This window comes from Mesorhizobium sp. M0207 (assembly GCF_040321995.1).
Lineage (GTDB): Bacteria > Pseudomonadota > Alphaproteobacteria > Rhizobiales > Rhizobiaceae > Mesorhizobium.
In genome coordinates, this window is sequence record NZ_JAMYSQ010000035.1 from 16,601 (window position 1) to 31,288 (window position 14,688).

General features: G+C 63.6%; 16 protein-coding genes and 1 tRNA gene. 9 read left to right on the plus strand and 8 right to left on the minus strand.

The features are described from left to right. Nucleotides 1-14: 14 nt before the first annotated feature. The gene (locus NKJ15_RS29800; protein ID WP_352616719.1) at nt 15-785 is read left to right on the plus strand and encodes a metallophosphoesterase; all 771 of its coding nucleotides are present in this window, start codon (nt 15-17) and stop codon (nt 783-785) included. Between the two features lie 28 nt (nt 786-813). Here NKJ15_RS29800 and NKJ15_RS29805 read toward each other — a convergent pair whose 3' ends face one another. Together NKJ15_RS29805 and NKJ15_RS29810 are read right to left on the minus strand one after the other, a co-directional pair. Further along, entirely contained in the window at nt 814-954 is a 141-nt protein-coding gene (locus NKJ15_RS29805) for a hypothetical protein (RefSeq protein WP_292664785.1), read from the minus strand. Between the two features lie 287 nt (nt 955-1,241). Beyond that, a complete protein-coding gene (locus tag NKJ15_RS29810) occupies nt 1,242-1,940 on the minus strand; it encodes a type 1 glutamine amidotransferase (RefSeq protein WP_352819352.1) in 699 nt (232 codons plus the stop codon). Between the two features lie 74 nt (nt 1,941-2,014). On the opposite strand from NKJ15_RS29810, the gene NKJ15_RS29815 reads away from it, so the two are divergent. The 4 genes from NKJ15_RS29815 (at nt 2,015) to NKJ15_RS29830 (ending at nt 6,152) form a co-directional block, all read left to right on the plus strand. Further along, nucleotides 2,015-2,662, plus strand: a complete 648-nt coding sequence (locus NKJ15_RS29815) for a hypothetical protein (protein ID WP_352616707.1) — start codon at nt 2,015-2,017, stop codon at nt 2,660-2,662. A gap of 32 nt (nt 2,663-2,694) precedes the next feature. Then, nucleotides 2,695-3,429, plus strand: a complete 735-nt coding sequence (locus NKJ15_RS29820) for a 16S rRNA (uracil(1498)-N(3))-methyltransferase (RefSeq protein ID WP_352472734.1) — start codon at nt 2,695-2,697, stop codon at nt 3,427-3,429. Between the two features lie 185 nt (nt 3,430-3,614). Then, nucleotides 3,615-4,988 carry a glutamate--cysteine ligase gene (locus tag NKJ15_RS29825; RefSeq protein ID WP_352773963.1) on the plus strand — a complete coding sequence of 458 codons (1,374 nt, stop codon included), beginning with the start codon at nt 3,615-3,617 and terminating at the stop codon, nt 4,986-4,988. A 102-nt stretch (nt 4,989-5,090) separates the two neighbouring features. Next, nucleotides 5,091-6,152 (plus strand): DUF937 domain-containing protein, encoded by a 1,062-nt coding sequence (locus NKJ15_RS29830; protein ID WP_352616703.1) that lies wholly within the window; start codon nt 5,091-5,093, stop codon nt 6,150-6,152. Between the two features lie 176 nt (nt 6,153-6,328). Here NKJ15_RS29830 and NKJ15_RS29835 read toward each other — a convergent pair whose 3' ends face one another. Continuing rightward, on the minus strand, nt 6,329-6,619 hold the full coding sequence (locus tag NKJ15_RS29835; RefSeq protein ID WP_352616701.1) for a DUF1127 domain-containing protein: 291 nt from the start codon (nt 6,617-6,619) through the stop codon (nt 6,329-6,331). Nucleotides 6,620-6,853: 234 nt separating this feature from the next. On the opposite strand from NKJ15_RS29835, the gene NKJ15_RS29840 reads away from it, so the two are divergent. The 3 genes from NKJ15_RS29840 (at nt 6,854) to NKJ15_RS29850 (ending at nt 10,602) form a co-directional block, all read left to right on the plus strand. Then, nucleotides 6,854-7,810, plus strand: coding sequence for a LysR substrate-binding domain-containing protein (locus tag NKJ15_RS29840; RefSeq protein WP_023680469.1), 957 nt, complete (start codon nt 6,854-6,856; stop codon nt 7,808-7,810). 70 nt (nt 7,811-7,880) lie between these two features. Next, on the plus strand, nt 7,881-9,446 hold the full coding sequence (gene xseA / locus NKJ15_RS29845) for an exodeoxyribonuclease VII large subunit (protein WP_352541773.1): 1,566 nt from the start codon (nt 7,881-7,883) through the stop codon (nt 9,444-9,446). A gap of 28 nt (nt 9,447-9,474) precedes the next feature. Next, nucleotides 9,475-10,602, plus strand: coding sequence for a DmpA family aminopeptidase (locus NKJ15_RS29850; RefSeq protein ID WP_352616697.1), 1,128 nt, complete (start codon nt 9,475-9,477; stop codon nt 10,600-10,602). Nucleotides 10,603-10,664: 62 nt separating this feature from the next. On the opposite strand, the gene NKJ15_RS29855 is transcribed toward NKJ15_RS29850, so the two are convergent. The 4 genes from NKJ15_RS29855 to NKJ15_RS29870 all read right to left on the minus strand — a co-directional run bounded on the left by NKJ15_RS29855 (nt 10,665) and on the right by NKJ15_RS29870 (nt 13,348). After that, nucleotides 10,665-10,919 carry a DUF768 domain-containing protein gene (locus NKJ15_RS29855; protein WP_023719384.1) on the minus strand — a complete coding sequence of 85 codons (255 nt, stop codon included), beginning with the start codon at nt 10,917-10,919 and terminating at the stop codon, nt 10,665-10,667. 511 nt (nt 10,920-11,430) lie between these two features. Continuing rightward, entirely contained in the window at nt 11,431-11,775 is a 345-nt protein-coding gene (locus NKJ15_RS29860) for an Atu4866 domain-containing protein (RefSeq protein ID WP_352472700.1), read from the minus strand. Next, nucleotides 11,775-12,503: an SDR family oxidoreductase gene (locus NKJ15_RS29865; RefSeq protein WP_352773961.1), complete on the minus strand. Its 729-nt coding sequence runs from the start codon at nt 12,501-12,503 to the stop codon at nt 11,775-11,777. Before NKJ15_RS29865 ends, NKJ15_RS29860 begins: the two co-directional genes overlap by 1 nt. A gap of 92 nt (nt 12,504-12,595) precedes the next feature. Further along, entirely contained in the window at nt 12,596-13,348 is a 753-nt protein-coding gene (locus NKJ15_RS29870) for an SDR family NAD(P)-dependent oxidoreductase (RefSeq protein WP_352616693.1), read from the minus strand. Between the two features lie 137 nt (nt 13,349-13,485). Here NKJ15_RS29870 and NKJ15_RS29875 point away from each other — a divergent pair, with 137 nt between their 5' ends. Next, on the plus strand, nt 13,486-14,394 hold the full coding sequence (locus tag NKJ15_RS29875) for a LysR family transcriptional regulator (RefSeq protein ID WP_352616690.1): 909 nt from the start codon (nt 13,486-13,488) through the stop codon (nt 14,392-14,394). 61 nt (nt 14,395-14,455) lie between these two features. Here NKJ15_RS29875 and NKJ15_RS29880 read toward each other — a convergent pair. Further along, nucleotides 14,456-14,532 (minus strand) — tRNA-His (locus NKJ15_RS29880). Nucleotides 14,533-14,688 lie beyond the last annotated feature (156 nt).

Consider the following 14,688-nt stretch of genomic DNA (forward strand, 5'->3'; position numbering starts at 1 on the left):
AGGCGACGCAGGCATTGACGGAGCCCGGCATCAGTTTCTACGAGGCGCGCGGACCGCAAGGCATGCGCCTCTATGCGATCGGCGATGTGCACGGCCGGCTCGATTTGCTGACCGCCATGCACCGGCGGATCGAGGCGGAGCTCGGTCAAAGGCTGTCGGCCGATTGGCGCGTGATCCATCTCGGCGACTATGTCGATCGCGGCCCGGACTCCAGGGGCGTCATCGATTTCCTGATCGACGCGCAAAGACGCGATCCGCGTCACCTGATGCTCGCCGGAAATCATGATCTCGGCTTTCTCGATTTTCTCGATGTCCCCGATCCGGACGGGCTGTTCATGCGCTATGGCGGCATCCAGACTGCGCTATCGTATGGTGTCTCGCTCGGTGGGAGCAGCGCCTGGTTTGGCCGCGCCGATGCGGCACTGCGGCAAGGGCACGCCGCACTGGTCGAGGCGGTGCCGCAGAACCATGTCGAGTTCCTGCGCTCGCTGCCCTTCTCAGTGACGTTCGGCGACTTCTTCTTCTGCCATGCCGGCATCCGGCCCGGCGTTGCGCTGGAAAGCCAGAGCCGGCAGGACCTGATCTGGATCCGCGAGGTCTTCCACGATCACACCGGCCTTCATCCGAAGATCGTGGTGCACGGTCATACGCCGGTGCCCAAGGCCGAAATCACCGGCAACCGCGTCAATGTCGACACCCTCGCCTGGCAGTCGGGACACCTCACCGCGCTCGTGGTGGACGGCGCGGACAAGCATGTCCTGACAGTGACGGGTGAGCGGGCGTAGGAAACGCGTCGGATTATGAGCAGAGAGGCTAGCGAAGCGCGGCGGTGACGCCGTAGCCGTCAACGGCATTGTGGTCGTTGGCCGCGTCGGCGGAATAAATGCCGAGGCCGCACAAGACGATAGCCGACAACATGACAAAGGACAAAAAGGCTGCTTTCACGGACGTCATCTCTTGTTGAGCTTCCTGCATCTATGCACGAGCGGGTTACCAATGCGTTGAAACGCAAAATACGTCGCAAATGTCGGACGGTTTCGCGCTTCTAGGCATGTTCTGTATCGGCGGTGTGTCGCGCGGGTCACAGGAAAGGTTCATCGCGGTTGCACGCAAGATGCAGAGCGCGCGCCTTTTAGGCTGGCGGACAGACACAGGCCAAGGATGAAACGCATTATCCCCGGCGGATTTGCCGCCGCGTGCCAAATATGCAACGTCGCCAAATACGTTGACTATATGGGCCGTCAGATCGTCGCCACCCAGGCGCGGGCGATGGCCAGGCCGGCGGCATCGGCTTGCGGTCCGTTGCGGGCCATTTCGTCGTCGAGCCGGACGGCCCAATCCGGATGGCGTTCGGCGATCAGCGGTGCGAAGGACGTGCTCCAGTCGCGAACCATCGGCCGGTCGGCCTCGAAATGAAACTGGAAGCCGTAGACGGCGCGGCCGATGCGGAACGCCTGGTTCTCGGCGACGGCGTTGCCGGCCAGCCGCACGGCAGTCTCGGGCAAGACAAAGGTGTCGTCGTGCCATTCGAAGATCGGGAATTTTTCAGGCAAGGCAGCGAGCACCGGATCGGCCTGCGCCGCCGCGGTGAGCGCGACTTCGTGCCAGCCGAACTCCGATGCGCCGCCGATCTGGTTCTCGCCGCCAAAGGCGCGCGCGACCAACTGGCTGCCGAGGCAGATACCAAGCACCGCGCGATCCCTCTCGGCAAAGTCGCGCGTCAGGTCGAGCAGGCCCGGAAAATAAGGACAGAGCTCGTCGTCCAGCGCATTCTGCGCGGCGCCGAGCACCACCATGGCGTCATGCCCGCCGCTATCTTGTGGCAGCGCGTCGCCGCGGTAGGGACGGCGCAGGTCGATAGCGGCACCCGCCTCGACAAGCGCCGCGCCGATCTGGCCAAGGCCCTCATTGTCGAAGTTCTGGACAACCAAGACCCGCATCGAAACCTGCTGACATGAAATTGATGCAACGAGCGATATCATGGCGCCAGCATTGCAGCCAACAGGGAACGCCTATGCCACTGCAAAACCGGATCGACCCGTTCGGCACCATCCATGCCGTGCCGGAGCGCGGCCTGTTCATGGGCAATCGCGGCATCATTCACGACCCCGAGACGAGAACGCTGTTGAAGAAGCGCTGGGCGCTGCAAGCCTGGATCATCTGCGTCTGCGAATTCGGCAACGTGCGGCGCGAGCCGATGGGGCGCAACCGGGCTGGCGGCAAGGCCGGCTGGACCGAGCTGTTTTTCCTCGACGAGGTGACGGCGCTTGCCGCCGGCCACCGTCCCTGCTTCTTCTGCCGGCGCGAGCGGGCCAGGGATTTTGTCCGGCGTTTCGGCGACGCCTTCGGCATTGCCGAGCCACGTGCGCCGCAGCTCGACAAGCGCCTGCACAAGGAGCGGCTGGCATCGGGCGGGCGGGCGACGAGACTGGAACCGGAAGCGCTTGCGGACTTGCCGGACGGCACGATGATCTCGTCAGGAAACAGGGCGTACGTCCTGTTTGACGGCGCCGCGCTGCCCTGGAGTTTCGGCGGTTATGGCGAACCGGTGGGGTTCGGCGGTTTTACCGACAGTCCAATCCGCCTGGTCACGCCAGCGACAACTGTTTCGGTGCTGCAGGAAGGCTACGAGCCTGTCTGGCATCCTTCCGCCGAGGCTTGACGCCGAGGGTGACGTTGCCGCATTCCTCGGCGATGCGCGCCAATTACAAGATGCAGCGGCTGTTCGTGCCGGACGGGCTTGGACCGGACATCGAGTTCGACGTCGGCCCGCAGCAGAGCCATTATCTCTCGCACGTGCTGCGGCTCGGCGAAGGCGCCGAAATTCTGGTCTTCAACGGGCGCGACGGCGAATGGTCGGCGGCGATCGCGGCGAAGTCGAAGAAGGCGTTGCGCCTGAAGTTGCTGGCATTGCAGCGGCCGCAGCCGCCGTTGCCCGATCTCGTCTATTGCTTCGCGCCACTGAAGCAAGGGCGGCTCGACTACCTCGTGCAAAAGGCGGTGGAGATGGGCGCCGGCATCCTGCAGCCGGTCATCACCCAGCATACACAAGTGGCAAAACCCGGCATCGAGCGCCTGCGCGCCAATGTCGTCGAGGCGGCCGAGCAATGCGGCATATTGGCGGTGCCGGAGCTGCGCGAAGCGGAAAAATTCGAACGCCTGCTGGCAGGCTGGGACCGGGAGCGGCGGCTGATCTTCTGCGACGAGGATGCATCGACCAACAATCCCCTGCCGGCATTGCAGGTGGTGCGGGAGAGAAAGCTCGGTCTGCTGGTCGGACCGGAGGGCGGCTTTTCCGACGAGGAACGCAAGATGCTGAGAGCGCTGCCTTTCGTTACCGCGATTCCGCTCGGGCCGCGCATCCTGCGAGCGGATACGGCGGCGGTGGCGGCACTGGCGCTGATCCAGGCGACAATCGGCGATTGGTGATCAATTCCAATTACCCGCTGGCTCAGGATTTTTCGCTTGATCGGCTACTGACATTTCGTCCATCTAGCGCCGGCAGTGGCCGCGTGTCCTTTCGGGCGCGTAAAGGACGCTGTAGCATTTGATTGGGCACCTGATCCCTTCCGAAAATCGAAGCCGATTTTCAGGGTCATGTGCGGAGGGCTCCTATGGCGCGCGATACAACCGACTTCCGGCCGATAGAAAGCGTCGACGAACTCGTCGAGCATCTGGCCGAAGGCAACAAGCCGCGCGACAAATGGCGCATCGGCACCGAGCACGAGAAATTCCCGTTCTATGTCGACGGCAATGCGCCGGTGCCCTATGGCGGCGAGCGCGGCATCCGCGCCATCCTCGAAGGCATGCAGGACAAACTCGGCTGGGACCCGATCATGGATGCCGGCCGCATCATCGGCCTGGTCGAGCCGACCGGCCAGGGCGCGATCTCGCTGGAGCCCGGCGGCCAGTTCGAGCTGTCCGGCGCGCCGCTGGAGACGATCCACCAGACCTGCCGCGAAGGCAATGCGCATCTGGCGCAGGTGCGCGAGATCGCCGAACCGATGGGCATTCGTTTTCTCGGCCTTGGCGGCAGCCCGAAATGGTCACTGGCCGAGACGCCGAAGATGCCGAAATCGCGCTACGAGATCATGACCCGCTACATGCCCAAGGTCGGCACCAAAGGTCTCGACATGATGTACCGGACCTGCACGATCCAGGTGAACCTCGACTTCGAAAGCGAAGCCGACATGCGCCGCAAGATGCAGGTGTCGCTGAAGCTGCAGCCGCTGTCGACGGCGCTGTTTGCCAACTCGCCCTTCACCGAAAGCCGGCCGAACGGCCTGCAGAGCTGGCGCGGCGAGATCTGGCGCGACACCGACAATCAGCGCTCCGGCCTGCTCGAATTCTGCTTCTCGCCCGATTTCGGCTTTGCCGATTATGTCGAATGGGCGCTCGACGTGCCGATGTATTTCGTCATCCGCGACGCCCAGTACCATGACATGACGCACATCACCTTCCGCCAGTTCATGGCGGGTGCTGCCCGCAACGACCTGCCGGACGGGCTGCCGACGATGGGCGACTGGGCGAACCATCTGTCAACGCTGTTTCCCGACGTGCGGCTGAAGCGCTTTCTCGAAATGCGCGGCGCCGATGGCGGGCCGTGGCGGCGCATCTGCGCGCTGCCGGCCTTCTGGGTCGGGCTGCTCTACGATGCGGCTGCGCTCGACGCGGCCGAGGCGCTGACCTCGAGCTGGAGCTACGACGAAGTGCTGGCAATGCGCAACGCGGTGCCGGAACAGGGCATCTCGGCGCCCTTCCGCAACACGACATTGCGCGAGATCGCCCGCGACGTGCTCGTCATCTCGCGCATGGGACTGAAGAACCGCGGCCGCAAGAACCGCGACGGCTATGACGAGACCTCGTTCCTCAACACGCTGGACGAGGTCGTCGCGCGCGGCACCACCAGCGCCGAAGAGATGCTCTCGGCCTACCACACACGCTGGGGCGGCTCGATCGAGCCGGTGTTCATGGAATACGCGTATTAACGCTTCGCTATCCGCTTGGCCGATGGTCCGGCAAATTCGCTTCAATCGGTGATGGAAACGAACTAGGCTTCTCCAACGAGGATTTTCCCGGAGGAGAAATCAATGCCTTCCTTGTTCGATATTCTGGCGCAGGCCCAGAACGGCAACGGCATGCAGGCGCTGGCCCAGCAGTTCGGGCTTTCGCAGCAACAGACGCAGGCGGCGGTCGCGGCGCTGCTGCCGGCCTTTTCGCAGGGGCTGAAGCGCAACACGGCGGACCCTTACGGGCTCGGCTCCTTCATGACGGCGATGGCCAGCGGCCAGCACGCCAAATATTTCGACGATGCAAGCCGGGCCTTCTCGCCGCAGGGCCTCAATGAAGGCAACGGCATTCTCGGCCATTTGTTCGGCTCGAAGGACCTGTCGCGGGCCGTCGCCAACCAGGCCGCGCAGGCGAGCGGCGTCAGCCAGCAGGTGTTGCAGCAGATGCTGCCGGCAATCGCCTCGATGATGATGGGCGGGCTGTTCAAGCAGACCACCAACCAGCTAGGCGGGCAGATGCATGCGGCAGGCGGTGGCGGTAATCCGCTTGGCGAGCTCATCGAGCAGATGATGCGGCAGGCGGGCGGCGGCGGCCAGGTGCCGGCCCCTCAGCCTGCAGGCCCCACGGATAACCCGCTCGGCAAGGTGTTGCAGGACATGTTCGGCGGCGCACAGCAGCCGCAACAGACGCAGAGCCCTTACGGCGACAACCCGCTGGGCAAAGTGCTGCAGGACATGTTCGGCGGCGGGCAGCAGCCGCAAAGCCGGCCGCAGCAGACGCAGAACCCTTATGGTGACAATCCGCTCGGCAAGGTGCTGCAGGATATGTTCGGCGGCGGTGCACCACAGCCACAGCAGCCGCAGAACCAACCCCAGCAAACACAGAACCCTTATGGTGACAATCCGCTCGGCAAGGTACTGCAGGACATGTTCGGCGGTGGCGCACCGCAGTCTCAGCCGCGTCAGGCGCCGCAGCAACCCCAGGCGCCGCAGCCGCAGGCCAATCCGAGCGGCAGGCCGAGAAATCCGTTTGACGACCTGTTCGGCAAGATGTTCGAGACAGGCGCCCAGCAGCGCGACGACTACCAGAAAGGCATGGAGTCGATCTTCGACCAGTTCAAGCAGGGCATGGGCCGGCGCTAGACCAGATACCGGCAACCAATCATCAGTGCCGCCCAAAAAAGAAAGCCCGGTCCTGGGAGGACCGGGCAGCGCGCAGGCTGGCCGGGGGGATCCGGCAGGGAGTGGGGAGCCTGCGTAACTTGGTGGCGTCGTGCCTCAAAAAGGTTCAACGCGCCCGAACGGCGAAACCCACGCGATCACACGACCTTGCGGGCAATATCCTCGATCGTTTCGGCGCGCTCGACCGCGATGACGCGAAGCCTCTCTGTCGGATCGCGGCCAAAGGGTACACCGACAGCGACGTGCAGGTCGGCGCGGGTCAGGCCGATGTCGGCGAGCTCGGCATCCGACATCTCGCCGAGGCGATAAAAGGCGCGGCGGTTTTTCCAGGCGCGGTAAACATTGGCAGCGGCATTGGCCACGCGCGTCGCAACGGCCGGACGCGAGGTGATGCGCGAGGTCTCGGTAGCGAAATCAAACGTAGCCATGTCGGTCTCCTTCACATTCGAACGGGCGAAACCGGTCGATCGGGCGCTGGCGACAGCGGCCATTCCGGCTTCGATTCATCTAAGATGATGCATGTCGTCGCCCCAAAACCGGTGCCCACTTTTGGGCGACATGCATTCGCTTCATGTGGACAATCGGAATTTGCCATGGCGCGATTGATTAATCCAACGAATGTTTCTAATCTTTAGCATCAGCATCAATGATGGATTAGGCCAATGAAAGCGCCGCTCGATCTCGATCAGTTGCAGACCTTCATCTCGATTGTCGACACCGGCAGCTTTACCCGCGCGGCGGAAGCGGTGCATCGGACCCAGTCTGCGGTGTCGATGCAGATGCGGCGGCTGGAGGAACGGATCGGCAAGCCGCTGTTCGAAAAAGACGGCCGCACCAACAGGCTGACCGAGGAAGGCGACAGACTGCTCTCCTACGCAAGGCGGCTGCTCTATCTCAACAAGGAAACACTGGCCGCCTTCGACGACCGCCGGCTCGAAGGCACCATCCGCATCGGCACGCCGGACGATTATGCCGATCGCTTCTTGCCAGAGATCATGGCGCGGTTTGCCCGTTCCAACCCGCATGTCGAACTGACCGTTATCTGCGAACCGACGCCGGGACTGGTCGAACACATCAAGCGAGGCAATCTCGACCTGGCGCTGGTGACGCACAACGACGCGCGCGGCCAGTCGGAAGTGGTGCGGCGCGAACCGCTGCTGTGGGTTACCTCGGCCAACCATGCGACGCATGAGCAGCCGATCCTGCCGATGGCCTTCGGCCGGCCCAACTGCATCTGGCGGCGGGCCGCCGCCGACGTGCTCGATCAGCAGAGCCGCGACTATCGCATCCTGTTCACCAGCTTCTCTGCCACCGTCATCGCCGCCGCGGTGCTTTCCGGCCTGGCGATCTCGGTGCTGCCGGAATGCGCCCTGCGGCCCGGCATGCGGGTGCTGGGCGAGGCCGATGGTTTCGGCGCCCTGCCCGATTGCCGCATCGGCATCATGCGCGGTCAGACCTCGCGGCCGGAGATCGTCGACGCGCTTGCGCGCCACATTTCGGAGAGCCTCGACAATATTTCCGTGCCACTCGGCGAGGAGACCGGCACGTTCGACTTCGCCGCCCTCGCCTTCGCCAAGATGAAGCGGACCAAGCCGAACCAGATCCTGCCGGGCTGGTGATCGCGCGATTGGGGCGGACATCGAACACGGCCGCCTTGACGCCGGCCAGCAATCGTCCCCCAATCGGCCGATGAGCGACGCAGCATCCGAATCACGCACCAACGCTACCGAATATACGGTGAGCGAGATTTCCGGCGCGCTGAAGCGTACGGTCGAGGACCTCTTCGGCAATGTACGGGTGCGCGGCGAGATTTCCGGCTATCGCGGACCGCATTCCTCCGGCCATGCCTATTTCTGCCTGAAGGACGATCGCGCGCGGCTCGACGCCGTGGTGTGGAAGACCACAATGAGCCGGCTGAAATTCCGTCCGGAGGAAGGCATGGAGGTGATCGCCACCGGCCGGCTCACCACCTATCCCGGAAAGTCGAACTACCAGATCGTTATCGACAATCTCGAGCCGGCCGGTGCCGGTGCGCTGATGGCGCTGCTGGACGAGCGCAAGCGCCGGCTGCAGGCCGAAGGCCTGTTCGATGCGGCGCGCAAGCGCAGGCTGCCGTTCATGCCCTGCGTCATCGGCGTCGTCACCTCGCCGACAGGCGCCGTCATCCGCGACATCATCCACCGCATCAAGGATCGGTTTCCACTGCACGTGCTGGTCTGGCCGGTGCGGGTGCAGGGCGAGACGGCGGGTGCGGAAGTGACCGCTGCCGTCAACGGCTTCAACGCACTGCCATGGGACGGCGCCATCGCGCGGCCCGATCTGTTGATCGTGGCACGCGGCGGCGGCAGCCTGGAGGATCTGTGGGGCTTCAACGACGAAGCGCTCGCCCGGGCCGTCGCCGCTTCGGGTATTCCGGTGATTTCCGCGGTCGGCCACGAGACCGACTGGACATTGATCGATCTGGCTGCGGATGTGCGGGCGCCGACGCCGACAGGCGCCGCCGAGATCGCCGTGCCGGTCAAGGTCGACCTCGAAGCGACGCTTGCCGGCCTTGGCGCGCGGTTGAAGACCGCACTGTCGCGCAATTTCGAACGCAAGCGGCAGGCGGCACGCGCGGCCGCCCGGGCGCTGCCCTCGCCCGACCAGTTGCTGGCGCTGCCGCGGCGGCGCTTCGACGAGGCGACGAGCCGGCTCGGCCGGGCGCTGTCGGTCAGCGTCGAGCGCAAGCGAGCCAGGCTTCTGGGGCAGCGGCTGACGCCGGCGACCTTGTCGCGGCGCATGAACGAAGCCCGCACGCTGACCCGCCGCGACCTCGCCCGTGCGCAAGCGGCTTTCTTCGCCATCGTGCGCGAGCGTCGGGCGCGGCTTTCACGCACGGCGACCAGACTGTCACCGGCGCCCATCGCCAGACGGCAGAAACTGCAAGGCGATGCACTGCTGGCACTGACACGGCGGCAGGACCAGGCGATTTCAAGACGGCTGGACCGCCTGCGTGGAAAACTGACGCAGGCCGACCGGCTGCTGGCGACGCTCTCGCACAAGGCCGTGCTGGCGCGAGGCTTCGCGCTGGTCAAGGATGTGGACGGCGCCGTGGTCAAGCACGCGGCAGAAGTTGTGTCGGGGATGGCGCTTTCACTGGAGTTCGCCGACGGCACCGCCGATGCAGTCGCCATCAGTGGCACGATGCGGCCGAAGACGGTTGCGAAGCCCGCGGCCAAGCTCAAGGCGCCGGGCGGCCAAGGTTCGCTCTTCTGAGGGTGACCAAGACTTCTTTGAGGGTGAAATGACCGACCCGCACCTTGCAATGCCCTCGGGCAAACTGCGCGCCCGCGCCTTCGCGATCCCATTCGATGGAACGCCGGGCCGCTTCAACGCCATCACCGATGTGCCTGGCGTGACGGTGGGCTATACGACGCTGATCTCAGGGGATGGGCCGCTCGTCGTCGGCAAGGGTCCGGTACGCACCGGCGTGACCGCGATCCTGCCACGGCCCAGAGGCGAGTTGGCCGTCCCGGCGTTCGCCGGGATGTTCAGCGCCAATGGCAATGGCGAACTGACCGGCTCGCATCTGATAGAGGAACTTGGAGCGTTCAATCTTCCCATCACCATCACCAACACGCATTCCTGCGGCGTCAGCCGCGACGCAACGTTGCGCTGGATGCAGGCGGTGCTGCCGCAATCGCTCGACAGCGCCTGGGCGCTGCCGGTGGCGGGCGAGACTTACGACGGCTTCCTGAACGATATCAACGGCCACCATGTGAGCTTCGAGCACGTGTTTTCCGCGCTCGAAACGGCTGAAAGCGGGCCGATCGAAGAGGGCAGCGTCGGCGGCGGCGCAGGCATGATCACCTTCGGCTTCAAGGCAGGGTCCGGCACATCCTCGCGCAGCGTCGACTGGAATGGAGAGCGTTTCACGATCGGCTGCTTCGTCCAGTCGAATTTCGGTGCACGGCGGAACCTCGTGATCCGTGGCATCAGAGCCGGAGCGGAACTCGCCGAACCGGCGACCCGGGACAACACGCCGCGAGCGGAAAAGAGCTCGATCATCGCGATCGTCGCCACCGACGCGCCATTCATGCCGCACCAGTTGAAACGGCTGGCGAAACGCCTGCCGCTCGGCGTCGCGCTGACCGGCGGCTATGGATACAATTCATCCGGCGATATTTTTCTGGCCTTCAGCACGGCCAATGCCGATGCGGCGCGCGGCGCGGCCGGCAAGCTGGTCAGCGCCGGCTATATACCGGATGCCGACATCAACCCGTTCTTCGACGCCGTCGTTCAGAGCGTGGAAGAGGCAATCCTCAATGCTCTGGTCGCCAATGAAGACATGACCGGGCGCGACGACAATTTCGTGCCAGCGTTGCCGGAAGCATGGCTCGAGGAGAGATTTGGCAAAGCTGCGCGGCGATAAGACCGCGCAACTGCATCAGACAGGCAATGTTCGCCCGGCAGGTTTTGCCGGGGGGCGGTCCGTCAGCCGGCAGGCTTGTTGGAATTCTGCTCGTCCTGGTCGGCCTCGGCCGCCTCTTCGAGCCTCGAAGCAATGAGCTCCTGAATGTCGCCGACCTCTTCCTGGATATCCTCCAGGGGTATGCCGGCTTCGGCGGCCTTGGCCGCACATTCCCTGGCGAGGGTCTCGGCCTGCTTCTCGATCCTGGCTGGCGAGGGCTGGCAGTGGACTTTTTCGCCAATCCACCCGCGCAAGAACTCGATTGCGTGTTCACTCATACTGCTGTTTCCCTAGCGGCTATGCCGGTTGGTAATCATAAACGTCGGCATCTTCGAAAAGATGCGTGCTGCCATTCGAGCCGAGTCGGCTTCGCCCGGCAAGCCGAACTTGTCCGAGGTCCACAGAGCCGAAGGGAATGGAGGGTTCAAGGAGCACGTTCTAGTTCTTGAGGACTGATTCTCTCGAGGAAACTCGTTCGACCCGCGCTATTGTTTCTATTTGCTTTTTGTCGGTTTTCAAGCCGTTTTAGATCACAATAGATGTCGCAATGACTAGCACATTTACCGCGCTCTCGCCGGCACCATGTAAGAGGCGAGCCGTCAAAGCCGCCGCTATATAGTGATAACCATTTGCAATGTCGACTCTGCTTGCGGTCCTGCTTCTTTCCGCCGCGCTTGCTGGGAGATATGTGGTGTGACGGGCCTTGCCGTGCAAGCTGCCGAGCGCCTCATGCAAGGCATGCAATAGCGTCTTGTGGAAACCCTGAAGTGCTTGTCTCAGGGTGGCTCTCTACCGCTGGCGGTAAAGGATCATGCCGGCATGATAGAGGACGCCTTCGACGAACTCACCATCCGCGGTGAAGCCCGTATCGTCCCAGTATTCTATGTGGTTGCCGTGCACTTCATAGCGTCCCCGGTAGGCGCTTTCGCGGTCACCGCGCGCTTCGTCATAACGGCCGTTCGCCAGGAGTTCGTGCCTGATATGGCGATCCTCGGTGACCCACATTCCGACATAGGGATGAGCTTGGTGCGTCATTGGTTCCTCCGCAAGGATTGGAGTTGCAGGAAGGGTCAGGCCGGTTGGAGCTACAGCAACGGCAATACCCGTAAGCACTGCGGCCAAAGTGGATCGCATCAATGCGCCGCCTTCGTCGGACGCACGACTATCTCGTTGACGTCGACATCGTCGGGCTGTTCGATTGCATAGCGCACTGCCCTGGCGACGGCATCGGGTTTCAGTGCAATAGCACGCCAGCTTTTCATGGCGGCGGCAGCGGCTTCGTCGGAGATCGTGTTCGCCAGCTCGCTTTCCACCACGCCAGGATGAATGCAGGTTACGCGGATATCGTCACTCTCCTGGCGGAGCCCATCGGAAATCGCGCGGACAGCGTATTTCGTTGCGCAATAGACGGCAGCCGTGGGCGAGACGGCCAGTGCGCCAATGGAACCGATATTGATGATGTGACCGGAGCCGCGTGCCGTCATCTCGGGCAGAACCGCCGCGACGCCGTACAGAACACCCTTGATGTTGACGTCCACCATCAGCTCCCACTCGTCGACCTTCATGGCTGCCATGGCCGACAGCGGCATGACGCCCGCATTGTTGACGATGACATCGACCTGGCCCCATTCGGCCCGGGCTGCGTCGGCGAATGCTGCGACATCCGCCCTCCTGGTGACGTCGAGCGCTCGCACGCGAACCGTTCCACCAGATGCCTCGATTTCGGCCGCAAGCGCTTCAAGGCGGTCGGTGCGGCGTGCGCCGAGCATCAGCTTCGCACCTGCCGCGCCAAGCTCGCGGGCAATGCCAGCGCCGATGCCGCTGGAGGCACCGGTGATCAGAACAACTCTGTTCATGGTCATCGAGATGATCCTTTTGGTCTGTGATTATTTTCACGATGTGAAGGGATTGGGTGCGGGTGAGCTCCCGCGGCGCGCCGGCCCTATTGGGGGGCTCACTGGGCGGTGTAGCCGCCATCGACCAGAAGCAAGGCCCCGGTGATGAAGCTGGACGCCGGCGAGGCAAGAAAGGCGATGGCCTCGGCAACTTCTTGCGGCTGGCCGATCCGGCCGATTGGATGCGCGCCGCCGAAGCTGCGCAGCATCTCCCGGCCATTCTCCACCACGCCTTCCATGATGTCGGTTTCGATCACGCCAGGGGCAACGGCGTTGCAGCGAATGCCCATGCGCCCGTATTCGATCGCGATCACCTTGGTCAGCTGTGCGACAGCCGCCTTGGACGAGGCATAGGCCGCCTGCGTCTCGAAGGCCGCAACCGCCGAGATCGACGAGACATTGACGATCGCGCCGCCACCGCCGGCGGCCATCAGTTCCACAGCGGCACGGGCAGTGACGAAGCTGCCGCGCGCGTTGATCTGCAGAATGCGGTCATAGTCGTCGACCGAGGTCTCAGTCAGTCGTTTGTTGAGCGTGCGACCGGCATTGTTCACGACGATATCCAGTCGTCCGAAGCGCTTCGCGGCGAGTTCGACCGAGCGTCTGGCCAGGTCCTCGTCGGCGACATCGCCGACCAGCGTTGCCACATCCTCGGCTTCCAATTCGCGTACGCTGTCGCTGAGATCGCTTGCCACGATCCGGGCCCCGCGCGCACGCAGCAGCTCCGCCGTGCAACGACCGATTCCGCGTGCCGCGCCGGTCACGAGAGCGACCTTTCCATCCAGGTTCCAGGAGGAAGGCAGTGATGTCATGGGGTATCTCCTTGGTCAGCCGGCATCGACCTGGATCGGGGGATCAAGCCTTTCTTGCCGTTGCGACAGAGATAGAGCCATGGCATTGTCGCGATAAGCCGCCCGCCGTTAATCTCTATGGTAAGTTTGGCTAACCAATGGACATCGATCTCAATGCAATTGCCGTCTTCGTCACCGTGGCCGAGGAACGCAATTTTCGCGCTGCGGCAGACCGGTTGGGCGTGACGCGCTCAGCGGTCAGCCAGAGCATCCTCAGGCTTGAACAGCGCCTTGGCATCGCATTGCTGCAGCGCACGACACGCAGCGTCAACCTGACCGAAGCGGGCGAGCGCCTGCTGGCGAGCGTCGCACCGGCGATCGCCGACGTGAACGCGGCAATCGAAGCCACCACGGAGTTGCTGGACCGCCCGCGCGGCCGCCTGCGGATCGCGGTTTCGTCTATCGCAGAGGCCTTTCTGTCAGGACCATTGCTGGCGTCCTTTGCAGAAAGATTTCCCGAGGTGCATCTGGATATTGTGGTCACCGACGAGGAATTCGACATCGTTGCCGAAGGCTATGATGCGGGAGTGAGGCTCGGCGAAGTGATCGAGCAGGACATGATTGCCGTGCCGGTATCGGGCGATCAGCGACAGATGGCCGTCTGCGCCCCGCGCTATCTCGAAAAGTTCGGAGCACCCGCCCATCCGCGCGAGCTTGTGGCACGTCGATGCATCGGCTGGCGGCCGGCGCCGGGAGTTTCGCCCTATCGCTGGGAGTTCGGCGAGGACGGGCGCGAGTTCGACGTGGCAGTCGCGCCCGAGATCACGACCAACGACATGTGGCTGATGATCCGGCTGGCCGTTGCGGGCGCCGGGATCACGTTCGGCATGGCCGATACATTCCGCCCCTGGCTCGACCGCGGCGAGCTCGTGCCAATCCTCGACGGCTATCTTCCGCCGTTTGCGGGTTTCTATCTCTATTTCCCAAGCCGACGAAATATCGCGCCGAAGCTGAGAGCCCTCGTGGATCACCTGCGCGGCGCGCGTCAGGCGCGGGACCGCGGGTGAGCGCTACGGGATCGTAGTGAACGCTCGGCGCTATTGGTCAGAAACCTGGCTGAAAGCTGAATGGTACCGTTGGCTGGGATCGAACCAGCGACCTCCGGATCCACAATCCGGCGCTCTAACCATCTGAGCTACAACGGCACGTTTGCCTGAGCGGGATCGAGATGAAACGTTCGGGACCCGCTCTGTCGTTCGGCGATGCGTCCATACGGGCTATCGGAGTTTAATTCAAGGCTTTTGGCAAGGCAAAAGCTCGCTCCGGCATCGAGTCATTTTCCGCCGGACAAAAGAAAAGGC